At 63.9% G+C, this 17,746-nt stretch carries 17 protein-coding genes; 7 read left to right on the top strand and 10 right to left on the bottom strand.

From position 1 onward, the window contains the following. Positions 1-7: 7 nt before the first annotated feature. Positions 8-736 carry a TetR/AcrR family transcriptional regulator gene (locus EN851_RS00710; RefSeq protein WP_245520669.1) on the bottom strand — a complete coding sequence of 243 codons (729 nt, stop codon included), beginning with the start codon at positions 734-736 and terminating at the stop codon, positions 8-10. On the opposite strand from EN851_RS00710, the gene EN851_RS00705 reads away from it, so the two are divergent. The 3 genes from EN851_RS00705 (at position 736) to EN851_RS00695 (ending at position 2,261) form a co-directional block, all read left to right on the top strand. Then, positions 736-1,155, top strand: a complete 420-nt coding sequence (locus tag EN851_RS00705; RefSeq protein WP_135928324.1) for a tautomerase family protein — start codon at positions 736-738, stop codon at positions 1,153-1,155. The genes EN851_RS00710 and EN851_RS00705 overlap by 1 nt on opposite strands. A gap of 5 nt (positions 1,156-1,160) precedes the next feature. Further along, positions 1,161-1,577 carry a glyoxalase/bleomycin resistance/extradiol dioxygenase family protein gene (locus EN851_RS00700; RefSeq protein ID WP_135866336.1) on the top strand — a complete coding sequence of 139 codons (417 nt, stop codon included), beginning with the start codon at positions 1,161-1,163 and terminating at the stop codon, positions 1,575-1,577. Between the two features lie 117 nt (positions 1,578-1,694). Then, positions 1,695-2,261: an isoprenylcysteine carboxylmethyltransferase family protein gene (locus EN851_RS00695; protein WP_135928323.1), complete on the top strand. Its 567-nt coding sequence runs from the start codon at positions 1,695-1,697 to the stop codon at positions 2,259-2,261. Between the two features lie 20 nt (positions 2,262-2,281). Here the strand turns inward: EN851_RS00695 and EN851_RS00690 are convergent, their stop codons facing one another. The 3 genes from EN851_RS00690 to ettA form a co-directional block, all read right to left on the bottom strand. Continuing rightward, positions 2,282-3,403 carry a beta-ketoacyl-ACP synthase III gene (locus EN851_RS00690; RefSeq protein ID WP_135919289.1) on the bottom strand — a complete coding sequence of 374 codons (1,122 nt, stop codon included), beginning with the start codon at positions 3,401-3,403 and terminating at the stop codon, positions 2,282-2,284. Between the two features lie 117 nt (positions 3,404-3,520). Beyond that, positions 3,521-4,291, bottom strand: coding sequence for a trans-aconitate 2-methyltransferase (gene tam / locus EN851_RS00685; protein WP_135928322.1), 771 nt, complete (start codon positions 4,289-4,291; stop codon positions 3,521-3,523). 47 nt (positions 4,292-4,338) lie between these two features. Further along, on the bottom strand, positions 4,339-5,988 hold the full coding sequence (gene ettA / locus EN851_RS00680; protein ID WP_127278582.1) for an energy-dependent translational throttle protein EttA: 1,650 nt from the start codon (positions 5,986-5,988) through the stop codon (positions 4,339-4,341). 260 nt (positions 5,989-6,248) lie between these two features. On the opposite strand from ettA, the gene EN851_RS00675 reads away from it, so the two are divergent. After that, entirely contained in the window at positions 6,249-7,535 is a 1,287-nt protein-coding gene (locus EN851_RS00675; RefSeq protein WP_135919291.1) for a GGDEF domain-containing protein, read from the top strand. Positions 7,536-7,584: 49 nt separating this feature from the next. Here EN851_RS00675 and EN851_RS00670 read toward each other — a convergent pair whose 3' ends face one another. Beyond that, the gene (locus tag EN851_RS00670) at positions 7,585-8,592 is read right to left on the bottom strand and encodes a ribonuclease (protein ID WP_135928321.1); all 1,008 of its coding nucleotides are present in this window, start codon (positions 8,590-8,592) and stop codon (positions 7,585-7,587) included. Between the two features lie 189 nt (positions 8,593-8,781). Here EN851_RS00670 and EN851_RS00665 point away from each other — a divergent pair, with 189 nt between their 5' ends. The 3 genes from EN851_RS00665 to EN851_RS00655 all read left to right on the top strand — a co-directional run bounded on the left by EN851_RS00665 (position 8,782) and on the right by EN851_RS00655 (position 12,635). After that, the gene (locus EN851_RS00665) at positions 8,782-9,714 is read left to right on the top strand and encodes an alpha/beta hydrolase (protein ID WP_135928320.1); all 933 of its coding nucleotides are present in this window, start codon (positions 8,782-8,784) and stop codon (positions 9,712-9,714) included. Positions 9,715-9,813: 99 nt separating this feature from the next. Next, positions 9,814-10,989, top strand: a complete 1,176-nt coding sequence (locus EN851_RS00660; RefSeq protein WP_135866325.1) for a CaiB/BaiF CoA-transferase family protein — start codon at positions 9,814-9,816, stop codon at positions 10,987-10,989. Then, entirely contained in the window at positions 10,986-12,635 is a 1,650-nt protein-coding gene (locus EN851_RS00655) for a thiamine pyrophosphate-binding protein (protein ID WP_135928319.1), read from the top strand. The genes EN851_RS00660 and EN851_RS00655 overlap by 4 nt, the downstream gene beginning before the upstream one ends. Before the next feature lie 132 nt (positions 12,636-12,767). On the opposite strand, the gene EN851_RS00650 is transcribed toward EN851_RS00655, so the two are convergent. From EN851_RS00650 to EN851_RS00630, 5 genes are all read right to left on the bottom strand, one after another. Beyond that, positions 12,768-13,211: a CHRD domain-containing protein gene (locus tag EN851_RS00650; protein ID WP_127279293.1), complete on the bottom strand. Its 444-nt coding sequence runs from the start codon at positions 13,209-13,211 to the stop codon at positions 12,768-12,770. A gap of 203 nt (positions 13,212-13,414) precedes the next feature. Continuing rightward, positions 13,415-14,386: an ABC transporter substrate-binding protein gene (locus EN851_RS00645; RefSeq protein ID WP_027160663.1), complete on the bottom strand. Its 972-nt coding sequence runs from the start codon at positions 14,384-14,386 to the stop codon at positions 13,415-13,417. 40 nt (positions 14,387-14,426) lie between these two features. Continuing rightward, the gene (locus tag EN851_RS00640; RefSeq protein WP_135928318.1) at positions 14,427-15,581 is read right to left on the bottom strand and encodes an ABC transporter permease; all 1,155 of its coding nucleotides are present in this window, start codon (positions 15,579-15,581) and stop codon (positions 14,427-14,429) included. Further along, positions 15,578-16,456 (bottom strand): ABC transporter permease, encoded by an 879-nt coding sequence (locus EN851_RS00635; RefSeq protein WP_135919295.1) that lies wholly within the window; start codon positions 16,454-16,456, stop codon positions 15,578-15,580. Before EN851_RS00635 ends, EN851_RS00640 begins: the two co-directional genes overlap by 4 nt. A 396-nt stretch (positions 16,457-16,852) precedes the next feature. Further along, positions 16,853-17,644, bottom strand: a complete 792-nt coding sequence (locus EN851_RS00630) for an ABC transporter ATP-binding protein (RefSeq protein WP_127871720.1) — start codon at positions 17,642-17,644, stop codon at positions 16,853-16,855. Between the last annotated feature and the right edge of the window lie 102 nt (positions 17,645-17,746).

Below are 17,746 nucleotides of genomic sequence, written 5' to 3'. Positions count from 1 at the left end.
TTTGCCCTTAGGCCGGCAAGGCCGCAAGAGCGGTTTGGGCCAAAACGCGCAACTCTTCGGCCGACGCACCGTCCCGCGCCTGGATCGACATGCCATTCATGACACCAGCAATATATCTGGCGAAGTCTTCGACAGAGAGGTTTTGGGGCAAATCGCCTTCTGCCTTGCCTTTGGCAAGCCGCGCCGCGATCGCCGCTTCGCTTTCCTTGCGGTAGGTCCTGAGTTCATCCGCAATGGCTTGTGCCTGCGGTGAAGCCGCCAGCGCGCCACTGACGAAAAGACACCCTCCCGGCTTGCCGGGCCTGGAATAGGCCTCCGCGGCGCCCAGCAACAAGCGCCGCATCGCCTCCCCCGTCGACACCGGCGCGCTCAGCGCTTCCAGGGCGAAGCCTATCTCGGTCTCGTGGTAGCGCATCAACGCCTTGCGAAACAAAGTCTCCTTGTCGGTGAAGGCGTTGTAGATCTGTGGCGGCGTCAGCCCCATCGCTTCGCGCAGCATGGCCAGCGACGTCGCCTCATAACCATGCTCCCAGAAAAGATGCATCGCGGCATCGAGCGCCCGGTCGGGGTCGAATGCGCGCGGCCGGCCGCCGCGTTGCTTGTCCGAATTTTCCATAGTGATCGATACGAAACCTGTTGACTCGCCTCTCCCACATAACATATCGATTGATACGAAACTAGGCAAACCGGAAGATGGCCTCCCGGTGAGGCCGTACACCCAAAAGGAGAGCAGCAATGCCGATCACAGTGACCGCGCCGGAAGGCGTCCTGACCCCGGCGGGAGAGCGCGAAATCCTGCCACGCCTGAGCGCTGCCCTCATCGAAGCCTCCGGCGCCGCCGGCAATTCATTCTTCACCGCGATCGTCGGCGGCACCGTCCATGTCCTGCCGGCGCGCAACATTTATGCCGGCGGTGCCAACCGGCCAGTCGTCATGGTCGAATTGAAATTGCCCAATATCGGCCTTGGCTCCGTCGAAGCCCGCGAGACCTTTATCACTGCCGCCGCCCAAATTGTCGCCGAACTCTGCGTACCGGGGCACAGGCCGGAAAACACCTGGATCAACATCGTCAACGCGCCCGACGGCGGCTGGGGCATCGGTGACCGGCAATATACAGGCGACGCGCTGATCGCGGCCGCTGCCGCCGCGCATTGACGAACATGCGGCTCTCCCCTTCGCTGTTCTTCACCACCAACTGCGAGCCCGCGCTGGCCTTCTACGAACAATGCGGTCTTGGCCGGGGAACGATCCTGCTGCGCTGGGGCGACAACAATATGCCGGTGCGCACCGAGGCCATGCGCGGAAAGGTCCTGCATGCTCGCTTCGAAGGTCCGGGTGTGCTGTTCCACGCGTCGGACAATGACGACGCGGAGCCGATGAAGGGCTCCGCCATGATGCTCGAATTCGACGGGCCCGCCGCGGCGCCAGAGGTTCTCGCCCGCCAGGAGCTTTTCGCCCGCATGGCCGAGGGCGGCCGGATTACCGTGCCGTTTGCCCGGCAATATTGGGGGACCAGCTTCGGCATGCTGGTCGACGCCTTCGGCGTGCAGTGGATGTTCAGCTGCTCCAATGAATAGACGCCGGTCGCCAACCGCCTCGATCACGACCTTCTTACCGAAGAACGGCGCCGCGCAGCATTGTCGCCGCGCTGCGTCGGCTTCATGGTGAAGTCGGGACCGTCGACGGAGGTTCTCATGCGTCCCGGAGCGGCGATCGCAGCGCTTTGGTTGATCTGGGTGGTCACATGGCTCGCGGCTGCCCTATGGGCCGATCCGGCCCAAAAGCGCATCACCATCGGGGCGGAGGCTCGCTATCGCGTCTTCTGGCTGGCCGGCACCGTCCTGCTGTTCGTTCCAGCGCATGGCTATGAAGGCCGGCTGAGATTGTGGACGCCGACCCTTGCCGAAGCCTGGGCCTGCGTTGCCCTGATCGCGGTCGGCATCGGCTTTGCGTGGTGGGCGCGTATCCATCTCGGGCGGTTGTGGTCCGCCACGGTCACCGCCAAGGCGGAGCATCGCGTGGTCGACACGGGCCCCTATCGCCTGGTCCGGCATCCGATCTATACCGGGCTGCTGCTGGCAGTGCTCGCCACGATGGTCGCGAAGGGCACGATCTGGGGCATTGCGGGCGCGGCCCTGCTCATCATCGGCGTCGTCGTGAAAGCCAGGCTGGAGGAGCGTTTCCTGCGCGACGAACTCGGCCCAGCCTATGACGACTACGCCAGGCGGGTGCCGATGCTGGTTCCCTTCACGCCGGCCTGACGCGGCGCGGCGTCCTCCATTCAGAGCATGCGCAAAAGCGCGCCACCGATCGAATATCCCGCGCCGAAGGCACAGATCAGGCCGAAATCGCCTGGTTTCATGTCGGCATGGTTCTCCGACAGCGCGATGATGGCGCCGGCTCCCGCCGTGTTGCCGAGCCGCTCCAGCACCATGGGTGCGCGGTCATGGCCGACATCATGGCCAAATGCCAGTTTCAGGATCATCGCATTCATGCGCGCATTGGCCTGGTGCAGCCAGAAGCGCCTGATCGCCTCCGGCGTCAGCCCGTGTTCGGCGAGGAATTCGACGATGAATTTGTGCCCGGCGACGGTGACTTCCTTGAACACCTTGTTGCCGACCTGCTTGATGAGATTGCCCTCCAGGTCGATCCTGTAGGGATCATCCTGGGCAGTGCGGGTGTGATAGCCGAGATTGGTGCGGATGTTGTTCGACATCTGCGTCCAGAGGCGCGTGTCCAGCACCTCGAAGCGGCCCGGCCGCCTCTCGCCCTGGGCGAGCCCCTCCACCACCATCGACACCGAAGCGTCCCCGAAGATGAAGTGCGTCTGCCGGTCGCGGAAATTGAGATGGCCGGTGATGATCTCGGGCGTGGTCACTAGGACGCGCTTGTGGGCGCCCGAGCGCACCAGATTGACCGCCATGTGCAGCGCCGCCGCCGCCGACGAACAGCCAAGCCCCATATCGAAGCCGGCACCCCGTGTACCCAGCGCCTCCTGCATTTCAATGGCGATCGCCGGATATGGCCTCTGCTGATGCGAGGACGAGCAGATCACCAGATCGATGTCCGACGCCTCGATGCCGGCGTGCTCGATCGCCTTCCCCGCCGAAGCGACGCCGAATTCCGCCTGCAGCGAGAGCGCGTCATCCGGGCGCGCCGGAATGCGCGGCGCCATGCGGGTCGGGTCGAGAATGCCTTCCCGTTCGATCACGTGGCGGGCGCGCACGCCCGAGGCATGGACGATGAAGTCGGCATCCGATTTCTGCAGCAGCGTCTCGCCGGCAGCCTGGCGCCGCGCGTTCTCCGTGTCGACCCAGGCGTTGAAACTGGCGACCAGTTCCTCATTCGTGATGACAGGCTTGGGGATTTCGGCGCCGATGCCGCTGATGATGACGCGATGCATGTTTCAGTCCGTCCCATCCGCGAGCGATGCGGCTTCATGTGGGCGCCGAAACGCTTCGGCGCAACACTTTTCTCATCAGGCCGGTTTACGCCGGATTAAACCAAGATTTACGCGAGCCTATCCAGCCCGTTTGGCGACAATGAAAATGCGGGGGAACCGTAGCAGCACCTTGCCATCGGCGGTCTTCGGATAGGCCTTGGCAATCTTGGCCGTGTAGCTGTCGAGGAACAGCTTGCGCTCGTCCGCGTCCAGCGGATCGAGGAACGGCTTCAGCCCTGTGGCCTTGACCCACTCGACGATCGCCTCGGCGTCGGCCAGTGGATGGTTGTAGATGGTGTGCCAGATGTCGAGCCGAGCGGAGAGCGGCGACAACAGGTCATAGTAGAACGATACCGGCGGCAGCGGCGCACGCGCCGCTCCCTGTATCTTTGCCGCGAAAGGCGCTTCCGCGGCGGTTTCCCGCATCAGGCGGTGCGAATCCTCGCCCATATTGTCGGGCATCTGGATCGCCAGCGCGCCACCGGGCGCCAGAAAACCCATCAGGCGCTGGAACACCGCCGGATGTTCCGGCAGCCACTGGAAGACGGCGTTGGCGAAAATGACGTTGACCGGCGCGGCCGGCTGCCATGTCGCCGCATCGGCGAGGTCGAAGCTGACATTGGGCAGGCGCGCCCTCGCCTTTTCGATCATGTCGGGCGAGGTGTCGAAGCCGCTCACTTGCGCATCCGGCCAGCGCTCGACCAGAAGTTCGGTCGAATTGCCCGGCCCGCAGCCGATGTCGACGACCCGGCGCGGAAAGTCGACCGGCACCTGTGCTACGAGGTCACGCGCCGGCCGTGTGCGTTCGTCCTCGAATTTCAGATATTGGGCGGCGGACCAATCAGCCATTTGAGCTCTCCTCGTATCCCAGAGAAATTCGCCGCCCAATCAACCCCTTACCGCGTCAGCCGCTTGTGCGTCATGCGGTGCGGGGCCGCTGCTTCCGCGCCCAGGCGGCGCAGCTTGTCCTTCTCGTATTCCTCGAAATTGCCCTCGAACCATTCGACATGCGCGTCGCCCTCGAAGGCGAGCATGTGGGTGGCCATGCGGTCGAGGAACATGCGATCGTGGCTGATGATGACCGCGCAGCCTGCATAGGCTTCCAGCGCGTCTTCTAGCGCGCCCAGCGTTTCGGTGTCGAGGTCGTTGGTCGGTTCGTCGAGCAGCAGCACATTGCCGCCGCCCTTCAGCATCTTGGCGAGGTGCACGCGGTTGCGCTGACCGCCCGAGAGATTGCCGACCTTCTGCTGTTGGTCGCCGCCACGGAAGTTGAAGGACGAGCAGTAAGCGCGGCTGTTGATTTCGTGCTTGCCGAGCTTGATGACCTCGGCGCCGCCTGAGATCTCTTCCCACACCGTCTTGTTCGCATCGAGTGCGTCGCGGCTCTGGTCGACATAACCGAGCTTGACCGTCTCGCCGATGCGCACTGTGCCCGCGTCCGGCTTCTCCTGGCCGGTGAAGGTCTTGAACAGCGTCGTCTTGCCGGCGCCGTTCGGGCCGATGACGCCGACGATGCCGCCCGGTGGCAGCCTGAACGACAGGTTCTCGATCAGGAGCTCGTCGCCAAAGCCTTTGTTGAGGCCTTCGACCTCGATGACGACGTTGCCGAGGCGCTCGCTCGACGGGATGACGATCTGCGTGTCGGTCGGCTTGCGGTTCTGCGACTGCTCGACCAGTTCCTCATAGGCCTTGATACGCGCCTTGGACTTGGTCTGGCGTGCTTTGGGCGACGACTGGATCCACTCGCGCTCGCGCCAGATCGACTTCTGGCGGGCATCGTCCTCGCGGCCTTCCTGGATCAGGCGCTTGGCCTTGGCGTCGAGATATCTGGTGTAGTTGCCCTCGTAGGGAATGCCGCGGCCACGGTCGAGCTCGAGGATCCAGCCTGTGACGTTGTCGAGGAAGTAGCGGTCGTGGGTGATGATCAGCACCGAGCCCGGATAGTCGCGCAGGTGCTTTTCCAGCCAGGCGGTGGTCTCCGCGTCGAGATGGTTGGTCGGTTCGTCGAGCAACAGCAGATCCGGCTGTTGCAGCAGCAGCCGGCACAGCGCGACGCGGCGACGCTCACCGCCCGACAGGTTGGTCACTTCAGAATCGGCCGGCGGGCACTGCAGCGCGTCCATCGCCATCTCGACCTGCTGCTCGAGATCCCACAGGTTGAGCCGGTCCATCTCGTCCTGGAGCTTGGCGGACTCATCCGCCGTCTCGTCGGAATAGTTCATCATCAGCTCGTTGTAGCGCTCGATGATGGCGGTCTTCCTGGCAACGCCGTCCATGACGTTTTCCATCACGGTCTTGCTGTTGTCGAGCTGCGGCTCCTGTGCCAGGTAGCCCACGGTCGCGCCCTCGGCCAGCCAAGCCTCGCCCTGAAACTCCTTGTCGAGCCCGGCCATGATGCGCAGGATCGTCGACTTACCCGAACCGTTGGGGCCGAGGATGCCGATCTTGGCGTCCGGATAGAAGGACAGATGAACGTTGTCGAGCACCTTCTTGGTGCCATAGGCCTTCGACAGGCCGGACATGTGATAGATGAACTGGCGTGCCACGCGCGCTTTCCCTGAAAAACTGACTGGATTTTGCCGAATTGAATGGAGGTTGGCCGCTATGTAGGCGATGCGGCGGCGAACGGCAATCGCTTTTGCCAGATCGGGCCAACCACACGGACAAGTGTGCACCGGCAGCCAAGTTTTCAACCGGTCGATGGCGCACGGAAATCTCCGGTTAACCCTTCCGCGTCAAAACAGGATCGGGTTGGAATCGCCGGCTTGCCCCGATTCCTGGCGCGAGAGAGATCGGATCGACGGCATTGCTGAACAGTTTCCTGCTCCTTGCCGAAGCGGTCGTCTACTTCAGCGTCATGGTGACGCTTTTCCGCTTCCGCAAGCGCATCGGCCTCGGTGTCTTCGTCTGCGCGCTCGGCGTCATGCATTTCCTGGAGACTTATCTCGCCAGCGTCTTTTACGTCGCCCTGCCGTTCGGCATGGTCTCGCCAGGCTCGGCGGTGCTCTTTTCCGGCAAGCTCGTGATGCTCCTTCTGCTCTACATGAAGGAAGACGCCGCCACCGTGCGCCAGCCGATCTACGGCCTGCTGCTCGGCAATGCGCTGATGATCGGGCTGGTGCTGCTGCTTCGCCTGCACGCCATCGCGCCGCTGCCGGACGGCCGGCTCCCCGACATCGGCTTCATCGACGAGATGGGCTGGCTGATGGTGTGGGGCACGACGCTGCTGGTCATCGACGCCATCCTGATCATTCTGCTCTATGAAAAGCTTGGGCGCACCCTGCGCAAGGCACAGTTCGCGCGCATCCTGATTTCGGTCGCCTGCGTGCTCACCTTCGACCAGGCCGGCTTCTTCACCGCGCTGCATTTTGTTGCCGGGGCGCCGATCGCGGTCTTCTTCGGCGGCTGGTTCGCCAAGATGGCGGCGGCACTGACTTTCAGCGCCATGCTGGTTGCCTACCTCAAATGGTTCGAGGTCCGGGACGTCCAGATGCCGCGTGGGCTGACCGACATTTTCGAGACGCTGACCTATCGCGAACGCTACGAAGCGCTGGTCGAGCATGTCGGCCGCGACGGCCTGACCGGCCTGTTGCACCGCGGACGCTTCGACGCCGACGGTGAAGCCGCCGTCCAGGCCAGCCTGCGCACGGCGAGGCCACTCAGCCTGCTCATCGTCGACGTCGACCACTTCAAGTCGATCAACGACCGTTTCGGCCATGCCGAAGGTGACAAGGCGCTGAAGGCGGTCGCAACCGTACTTTGCGAGGCGGCGGGCGCCGAGGACCAGGTGTTCCGGATCGGCGGCGAGGAATTCGCCATCCTCAGTTCGCGTCCGCATTCCGTCGCCAGGCTGTTTGGCGAAAGCGTCCGCACCGCGCTCAAGGCATCGGCCGCCACCAGCCGGTTCGAACTGACCGTCAGCGCGGGCGTTTCCAGCGTCAGCGAAACGACGCAGTGCCTGGCCGACCTGTTCGCACTCGCCGACCAGCGCCTTTACAAGGCAAAATCGACCGGACGCGACCGAGTCGTCGGTGAACCCGGCGGGCATGAGGCCGACGCCGCCATCGCCTGGACCAGGTCAGCCCAGGTTTAGCCCTATCCGCGACGGCCGCGCCGGCTTGCCGGAAACGGCGATCCCGCACTTACTGGAACCCGATCGCGTCGACCGTGCCGGTCGGGCAACCGGCCTTGTTGGTCGGCACCGAGGCCAGCAGCAGGTCCTTGAGCGAGCTGTTCGGGCCGATCGGGCCGGCAAGGCCGAGCGTCAGTTCGCCGATCAGCCGCCGGCCGTTCGACGGATCGATGACGCAGGACACCCGCACCCTGTCGCCTGCTCCCGCGCCGAAGGCCTGGTCGAAGGCACCGCGAATCTGGTCCGCCGTCAGCTTGCCACCGATATTCCTGGCGAAGAGGTCGCGCACGGGCGAGCTGTTGACCTCGCGCATCAGATGGAGGGCGTCGGAAAAATACTCCTGCTGGCTTTTGCCGTAGCAGGTGCCGTGCTTGATCCATTCATGCCGTTCCAGCTTCGAGGCGGTGCCCGGCATCACCTTGTCGAGCTCCGCGCGGGTATCGGCATCGAGGTTGACCGGCGGCAGGTCCTGCCAGTGGGCCGGATTGTCATTGGCCTTGTCGCTGGCCGAAGCCTGGCAATAGAAATTGCCGTTCGGCTGCGGCCACAGACCGTGCAGCGTGAAATTGGTGGCATCGAATTCGCTAGGATTTTGCGCCTTGCATTCGGTCTTGTTCGACTTGGTCTCGCAGAAGGCCGGCTGCCAGCTCAAGGCGAAGACATATTCGGGTTTTCCCGAGGCGGCGGGCTTGCCTTGCCCACCCGGCGCCGCCGGCACGGTCGCCGCGCTGCTGCCCGAAAGGTGGCCGCAACTCACCTTCACCCAGCGGCGCTCGGGATCGGCGCCCGGCACCTGGATGAGGTAGTGGGTCGGCGTGTCCTTGTTGCCGGCAAGCAGCTGATAGCTCTGTCCGGCATCGGTCGAGACATTGCCGGGGTTCTTGCCGTTCTTGATCGCCTGAGTCGCGGGACACGCAGCGTCGGCCACGAAGGTGCCGCTCATCTTGACGTCGGCATGCGCCGCGCCTGCCAGCGAGCCCGCCAACAAGGCCAATCCGAAAATAACAGCAATGCGCATGGAGAATCCCCGGCTGGAAGAAAGTGGGCGACAGACTGAAGCTGTCTCCATGTCAGAATTGCGATATTTTGCAGGCCCGTGGCAAGAAAGATCGTCGCGGAAAAGCCGGCAGGCCAGATTGACGCAAATCTGGCACCGGCGCACACGTTTGGACATGACAAAGGCGGAACCAGGGGGAGACCGGCCGGCATGCCATTCAGCCAGCAGCGCGTGGTTCGCTCGCCGACCGGCGCAGACCTCAATCTGTTCGTCCGGCGGGCCGACAGCCCTGCGCGTGCGGTGGTCCAGATCAATCACGGCCTGGCCGAACATGCCGCCCGCTACGACCGCTTCGCCGATTTCCTCGCTGCCCGGGGCTTCCACGTCTACGTTCATGACCACCGTGGCCATGGCGCGACCAAGGCGCCCGACGCGCCGCTCGGCAGATTCGCCGACACGGACGGCCCGGCCAAGGTGATCGCCGACACCGACGCCATCCACGATCTCATCGCCGGCGAGCAGCCTGACCTGCCGGTAATCCTTTTCGGCCACTCGATGGGCGCGTCCGTGGCGCTGAACTACCTGTTGCGCCATTCCAGGCGCATTCATGCCGCCGCGATCTGGAACGGCAATTTCTCACAGGGCCTGCTCGGCCAAGTGGCGCTCGGTATCCTCGCCTGGGAACGGATGCGGCTCGGCTCCGATGTCCCGTCGCGCCTGCTGCCGAAACTCACCTTCCAGGCCTGGGGCAAGGCGGTGCCCAACCATCGCACTCTGTTCGACTGGCTGTCGCGCGACGAGGCGGAGGTGGCGAAATACATCGCCGATCCGCTCTGCGGCTGGGATGCCTCCATCTCGATGTGGCGCGATGTGGTCGCCATGGCGCTCAACGGCGGCAAGGATGCCGGCTTTGCCGCCGTTCGCCGCGACATCCCCGTCGCCATCGTTGGCGGCGAAAAAGACCCGGCCGCGGACTACGGCAAGGGGATCACCCATCTCGCCGATCGTATGCGCAAGATGGGCTTTTCGAATCTGGTTTCAAAGGTTTACGCCGACACCCGCCATGAAAGCCTGAACGAGGTGAACCGCGACATCATCATGGACGATTTCGCCAGCTGGGCGGACAATGTCTTGAAAGCGTGACGGGTTGGCCCATTGCAAGGACCGTGACAGCCGCTGCCGGGCTTGATAGAGGCACTGCTTTCGCGGCAATCACGGTGATTGCGGCAACCACGGTGATTTATGGCCGAACCCCCGCTGAAAGGCGTCCGCGTCGTCGAACTCGCCCGCATTCTTGCCGGCCCCTGGGCCGGGCAGTTGCTTGCCGATCTCGGCGCCGATGTCATCAAGGTCGAGAGCCCGGATGGCGGCGACGACACCCGCAAATGGGGTCCGCCCTTCGTCATGAGCCATGACGGCGAGAACCTGTCAGCCGCCTATTACCATTCCTGCAATCGCGGCAAGCGTTCCATCGCCATCGACTTTTCGACGCCGGAAGGCGCCGAGACGGTGCGCCGGCTGGTCGCGACGGCGGATGTGCTGATCGAGAACTTCAAGCTCGGCGGCCTGAAGAAATACGGGCTCGACTACGGCAGTCTGAAGAAAATCAACCCTCGCCTGGTCTACTGCTCCATCACCGGCTTCGGCCAGGACGGGCCTTATGCGCCACGCGCCGGTTACGACTTCATCATCCAGGCCATGGCCGGCATGATGTCGATCACCGGTGAGGCCGGCCGCGAGCCGCAAAAGGCAGGCGTCGCCATCTCGGACATCTTCACCGGTCTCTATTCGGTGATCGCCATCCAGGCCGCACTTCGCCATGCCGAACAGACCGGCGAGGGCCAGCACATAGACATGGCGCTGTTCGACACCCAGATCTCGGCGCTCGGCAACCAGAACCTCAACTATCTCGTCTCGGGCAAGTCGCCAGTGCAGATGGGCAATGCGCATATGAACATTGCCCCGTACGAAGTGCTTCCGGTCAGGGACGGCCACATCATCCTGGCCGTCGGCAATGACGGCCAGTTCGGCAAATTCTGCGCCGCCGTCGGGCTGGACGATTTGCCGGCGAATCCCGATTTCGCCACCAATCCCGCCCGCGTCGCCAACCGCGTGGACCTTCGCGCACGCATCATCGAGGCGCTGAAGACCTGGGATCGCGATCCGCTGCTGGCGAAGCTCGAAGCCGCCAGCGTGCCGGCAAGCCCGATCAACACGATCGGCCAGATGTTCGCCGATCCGCAGACCATTGCCCGCGGCATGCGGCTCGACCTTGACGACGGCCATGGCAACCGCCTGCCGTCGGTGCGCGCGCCGATGGTGATGTCGGGCACACCGCTCAGCTATGAGCGCCCCTCGCCGCGCCTTGGCGAGCACACTGACGAAATCCTTGCCGAACTGGAGAAGTCTGGGAAATGAAGACCGGTGGACAACTGATCGTCGACGCCCTCGAAGCCAACGGCACCGACCGTATCTTCTGCGTGCCGGGCGAATCCTACCTTGCGGTGCTCGATGCGCTGCATGACTCTTCGATCCGCACCATCGTCTGCCGCCAGGAAGGCGGCGCCGCCATGATGGCCGACTGCCAGGGCCGGTTGACCGGCAAGCCCGGCATCTGCTTCGTCACCCGCGGCCCCGGCGCCACCAACGCTTCGGCCGGCGTCCACATCGCCATGCAGGATTCGGTTCCGCTCATCCTGTTCATCGGCCAGGTCGCCAGCCATGCCAAGGAACGCGAGGCGTTCCAGGAGGTGGACTATGTCAGGTTTTTCGGCGACATCGCCAAGTGGGTGGTCGAGATCGACGACGCCTCGCGCATCCCCGAATTCGTCACCCGCGCCTTCGCCGTGGCAACGTCGGGCCGGCCTGGCCCGGTGGTCATCTCGCTGCCGGAGGACATGCTGACCAGCGAGGTCAAGGCGCCGCAAGCACTTCCCCATACGCCGGTCGAGACCTATCCAGGCGGGGCCGAGCTCGACGCGCTGGAAATGCTGCTGAGCAGCGCCAAGCGACCGTTCGTCATCCTCGGCGGCACGCGCTGGAACGCGGACGCTGTGGCGCGGATGCACGAAATCGCCGAGACCTGGTCGGTTCCTGTCGGCTGTTCCTTCCGCCGCCAGATGCTGTTCGACCATCTGCACCCGAACTATGCCGGTGATGTCGGCATCGGCATCAATCCGAAGCTGGCGGCGGCGATCAAGCAGACCGACGTCGTTCTCTTGATCGGCGGCCGCATGGGCGAGATGCCATCTTCGGACTATACGCTGCTGAAGAGCCCTTATCCCGACCAGGCACTGGTGCACGTCCATGCCGATGCCGGCGAACTCGGCCGGGTCTACCGCCCGACGCTGGCGATCAATGCATCGCCCGCGGCTTTCGTGGAGGCTTTCGCTAAGCGCAAGCCGGCCGGAATGCCGGCCTGGGCGGAAGAAACGCCAAAGTTGCACGCCGCCTATCTCGACTGGTCGACGCCGCCGGAAAGCGGCCCCGGCCCGGTGCAGATGGGGCCGATCATGAATTACCTGGAAAAGGTATTGCCCGACGACGCCATCCTCACCAATGGCGCCGGCAATTACGCCACCTGGGTGCATCGCTTCCATCGCTTCCGCCGCTTCGCCACGCAAGGAGCACCGACCTCCGGCTCGATGGGTTACGGCACGCCAGCGGCCGTCGCCGCCAAGGCGCTTTATCCGGAGCGCACCGTGGTCGCCTTCGCCGGCGACGGCTGCTTCCTGATGAACGGCCAGGAATTCGCCACCGCCGTGCAATACGACCTGCCTATCATCGTCGTCGTCGTCAACAACGGCATCTACGGCACCATCCGCATGCATCAGGAGCGCGAATATCCGGGCCGTGTGCTCGGCACCGACCTGAAAAATCCCGACTTCGCGTCGCTTGCCCGCGCCTATGGCGGCCATGGCGAGACTGTCGAGAAGACCGAAGACTTTGCGCCTGCCTTCGAACGTGCCCGCGCCAGCGGCAAGCCGGCGATCGTCGAGGTCCGGCTCGATCCCGAGGCGATCACGCCGACCCGCACGATGACGCAGATTCGCGACAAAAGCTGAAGGAACCGATCGGCTCCAAAGAGAAGGTGCTGCATTCCAAGCTGCCGATCTCCCCCCAGGTGGGGGAGATGTCCGGCAGGACAGAGGGGGCGCTGTCCCGCCGGCCTTCAAGCGCGAGCGGCGCTCCGGACCCTACATCGCCTTTTCGATTTGGCCACGAATCTCGCCGTCCTTGTGGGCGGCCGTGTGCACGTTGACGTAATACTTGCCGGCCTCCAGGTCAGCGGCCTGCGCATCGGTCAACGTGGCCGACCCCTTGATCGGGCTCTTCAGCTTGCCTTTGAACGGGATCACGGGATCAGCGTTTTCACCCATTGCCGCCGGGCCGTGGATATGCGCGGCCACTGCCGGGCCACTGAGGCCGGAATACTTCACGTTCCAGCTGAGCTTCTTCTTGGTCGTGTCGAAGGTGAGAGTGGCCGTCCCCTTGCCTTTGGTGGTGACGGCCGGGCTCTGCTGGCCGCCATCGAGGGTCGCCTTGTATTTCACCATCTCGGCCATTGCCGGTGATGCGAACAGGAAAGCGGTGGAAATAGCGAGCGCCGATAGCGCCGGAAGGAAGGAGTGAGCGCGCATGAAGAACCTCCGATTGAATATTGAATAAAGCATGCGTCGCGGTTCCCCCGACGCGCGCATGCTTCATTGCAACGGATGGGCGGCGCAATGTATCCCTGCACACGGTTTTGTGATTGGAGCGCATGGAAAAGGGGCGGTCGCCCGCCCCTTTTGGTATCAGCCGTCAAACCGGTCGCAGGCGCTGTTGATCACGCCAGTCCGGCTTACTTGACCGCCTTGTCGGTAATGGCCGTGGTGTAGGCGCCGGTCGGCTCCTTGGTGATGATCTTCTGGTCGAGCAGCGCCTTGGCGGTGCGCTCATAGGTCGCCGGGTCGAGCTTGCCGTCGGCATTGTCGATCAGCTTGGCGACTTCGCTCATCATGCGCTTCTGGTGGTTCTCGTCCTGGCCACCGCCGTCCATGACGATCCCGGCAGCTTCGTCATTGTTGTCGACGGCGTATTTCCATCCCTTCATCGAGGCGCGCACGAAGCGCACCATCTTGTCCTCGAAGGCCGGATCCTTGAGCTTGTCTTCCGAGGCGTAGAGCCCGTCCTCGAGCAGGTCGTTGCCCATCGCCGAGTAGTTGAACACGGTGAGCTGTTCGGGCTTGTAGCCGGCGTCGATCAGCTGCCAGTACTCATTGTAGGTCATGACCGAGATGCAGTCGGCCTGCTTCTGGATCAGCGGCTGCACGTCGAAGCTCTGCTTCAAGACGGTGACGCCGTCCGGGCCGCCCTCGGTCTTGAGCCCGAGCTTGTTCATCCATGCGTAGAAAGGATATTCATTGCCGAAGAACCAGACGCCCAGCGTATGACCCTTGAAGTCGGCTTCGGTCTTGATCGGTCCATCCTTCGGGCAGACCAGTTCCATGCCGGCCTTCTTGAAGGGCTGGGCGATGTTGACCAGCGGCACGCCCTTTTCGCGCGCGGCGAGCGCGCCACCCATCCAGTCGACGATGACGTCGGCGCCGCCGCCCGCGATCACCTGCTCGGGTGCGATGTCGGGGCCGCCCGGCTTGATGTCGACATCGAGGCCTTCGGCCTCATAGAAGCCCTTGGCCTTGGCGACATAGTAGCCGGCAAACTGCGCCTGCGTGACCCATTTCAGCTGCAAGGTCACCTTGTCGGCGGCCATTGCCTGGAACGCGGCCAGCGACATCGCGCCGGCCAGAACTGGAATAATAAGTCTTTTCATTTTTTTACCCTCTGAAGTTAGTGCCCTAAACCCACCGCCCCTATCCACCACGGACAGAGGGATGCCAAAACGTGACGGCCCTTTCGACAAGGGCGACCACGCCATAAAAGACCGAACCCGCAAGTGCTGCAACTGCGATTTCGGCCCAGACCATGTCGATGTTCATCCGCCCGACCTCGGTCGAAATGCGGAATCCCATGCCGACGACTGGCGTGCCGAAGAACTCGGCGACGATGGCGCCGATCAGCGCCAGCGTCGAGTTGATCTTCAGCGCGTTGAAGATGAAGGGTGCTGCCGCCGGCAGCCGGAGCTTGATGAGCGTCGGCCAATAACCGGACGCATAGGTGCGCATCAGGTCGCGCTCCATATGGCCGGACGCGGCGAGCCCGGCGACCGTGTTCACCAGCATCGGGAAGAAGGTCATGATGATGACCACGGCCGCCTTGGACTGCCAGTCGAAGCCGAACCACATCACCATGATCGGCGCCACGCCGATGATCGGCAGCGCCGAGACCATGTTGCCGATCGGCAAGAGCCCGCGCCGCAGGAACGGCACGCGGTCGGCAAGGATCGCGGTGATGAAGCCGGCGCCGCTGCCCACGACATAGCCGAAGAGCACCGCCTTGAAGATGGTCTGCCGGACATCGGCGCCGAGTATCGGCAGCGAACTGGCGATGCGCGCGCCGATCGCGCTCGGCGGCGGCAGCAGGATGAAGGGGATGCCGGCGCCCCGCGTCACCGCCTCCCAGATGATCAGTATCCAGGCGCCGAAGATGGCGGGGATGATCAGACGCAAAGCGGTCCGCGCCCAACCCGCTATCGGGCGGAGCCCCGACAGCACCGCGACGCAACGCCAGCCTAGCAGCCAGACGGCCGTCAGCAGCAGGAAATACGGCGCCAGTGCCGTGCCTTCGAAACCCGCGATCCCCGATATCAGCAGCCAGGCGACGAGATGCGCGCCGATGAACAGCACGACGGCCTCTGCAACGGATGGAATCCTGACCATCGAGATCAGCGCCACGACCACGGCAAGGCCGAGCATCAAGCCCTTCGTTCCCAGATAGGGATAGTTGATGCTCGCCGTCGGGTCCGCAAGCGCTGCCGCTTCCGGCCTCGACATGGCGCCAAGCGCGACCGCGATCAGGCACAGCGCAATCGCCAGCACCGCTTGCCAGGAAGGTTTCAGCCAGTTCATGCCGGCCTCCCGCCCATGGCGCGGTCGACGATGCGGCCGGCAATGCCGACCACCATGACCAGAAGTGCCGCCACGATCGAGCCCGCGACCAGCGCCGACCAAATGTCGATCGATTGGCTGTAATAGGCGCCGGCCAAAAGCTTGGCGCCGATGCCGGCGACCGCGCCTGTCGGCAGTTCGCCGACGATGGCGCCGACCAGGCTTGCCGCCACCGCCACCTTCATCGAGGTGAACAGGAACGGCACCGAGGCGGGCACGCGCAATTTCCAGAAGGTTTGCGTGCGGCTGGCATTGTAGGTGTGCATCAGGTCGAGATGCATGATCTCGGGCGAGCGCAGGCCCTTCACCATGCCGACCGTCACCGGGAAGAACGACAGATAGGTCGAGATCATCGCCTTCGGGATCAGCCCGGTGATGCCGATCGCCGCCAGCACGACGATGATCATCGGCGCCACCGCCAGGATCGGAATGGTCTGCGAGGCGATGATCCACGGCATCAGGCTGCGGTCGAGCGTCGCCACATGCACGATGCCGACGGCAATGACGATGCCGAGCGCGGTGCCGAAGGCAAAGCCGAGCAGCGTCGAGGACAGCGTCACCCAGGCATTGTAGACGAGGCTTCGGTTCGAGTTGATGGGCCGCAGAAACGTGTTCTCGTAGAAATTCACCGCCACCTGATGCGGCGCCGGCAACGTCGGCTTCGGCTGCAACAGCGTCTTGCCGATGAACTCGACAGTGCCGGGGGTTTCGTTGGCACGGGTGTCGAGATCGCGCTGGAACGGAGCGTTGAGGATGACGGCGAAAACGTACCAGAGCACGACCACGCCAGCGAGGATCGAGGTGACGGGGACGAGTTTGTCGCGGAAGGTGTCCATCAGGAGGCCTCGCCAGCGAGGCGCCCTCCTCTCCCCATCGGGGAGAGGGTGGCCGGAGCGAAGCGGAGGTCGACCACCTTCGCGCTCGTCATCCTAGGGCGGAGCGACGCGAAGCGTCGCGCAGACCCTAGGATCCATTCCGTGACGTCGATCAAGGAGTGTAAGCAGTAGAGAAAATTCCCCTTCGAAGGCACAGCGGAGGGTGCATCGTTTTGCACCGTTGCGGAGCTCAGAAGTAACGGCATGGATCCTAGGGTCTGCGCCGCGTCGCTTCGCTCCTTGCTTCGCCCTAGGATGACGAAATCGCGGCGGGCGGCTTCCATAGCGCAGGCCGCTGCGCGCCTGCTCCACCCCAGGATGACGAAGGCGAGGTTGATCGCTCGCTTGCCGGGGCGCTCAATCATCATAACTATGCCCCGCCCTCAACCCGTCGCGCACCCGCGCGGCGATCGCCAGGAATTCGGGTGTCTCGCGGATGTCGAGCGGCCGCTCCTTCGGCAGCGTCGATTCGATGATGTCGCTGACCCGGCCCGGACGCGGCGACATGACGACGATGCGGGTCGACAGATAGACGGCCTCCGGAATGGAGTGGGTGACGAAGCAGATGGTCTTGTTGGTCCGGCCCCACAGTTGCAGCAATTGCTCGTTGAGGTGGTCGCGCACGATCTCGTCCAGCGCGCCGAACGGCTCGTCCATCAACAGGAGGTCGGCGTCGAAGGCCAAGGCGCGCGCGATCGAGGCGCGCTGCTGCATGCCGCCGGAAAGCTGCCAGGGATATTTCTTCTCGAAGCCGGTGAGGTTGACGAGGTCGAGCGTGCGCTTGATCCGCTCCGCCTGCTCGGTCTTGGACAGGCCCATGATCTCCAGCGGCAGCGCCACATTGCGCTCGATGGTGCGCCAGGGAAACAGGGCGGCTGCCTGGAAGACATAGCCATAGGCGCGTTTCTCGCGCGCCTGTTCCGGCGTCATGCCGTTGACCGAAATCATCCCCGAAGTCGGCTTCTCCAGATCGGCGATGACGCGCAGCAGCGTGGTCTTGCCGCAGCCGGACGGCCCGATGAAGGAGACGAACTCACCCTTGCCGATGGTCAGGTCGACATTGGACAGCGCCTGGACCGGGCCGTCATTGGTCTGGAAGGTGAGGCCAAGCTTGCTTGCCGAGACGACGGCTGGCGAAGATCCCGTCATCGGTTGCGGCCTGCCTTGTCACCGCACCGGGGCGCCGGCTGAAATCCGGTTGCTTTTATCGCGATGTTGTTTTCCACTTGCCCTGTCCCATTGGCCCACCGA

This window comes from Mesorhizobium sp. M8A.F.Ca.ET.208.01.1.1 (assembly GCF_004791315.1).
GTDB lineage: Bacteria > Pseudomonadota > Alphaproteobacteria > Rhizobiales > Rhizobiaceae > Mesorhizobium.
This window is presented reverse-complemented; position numbering and strand designations above follow the sequence as displayed.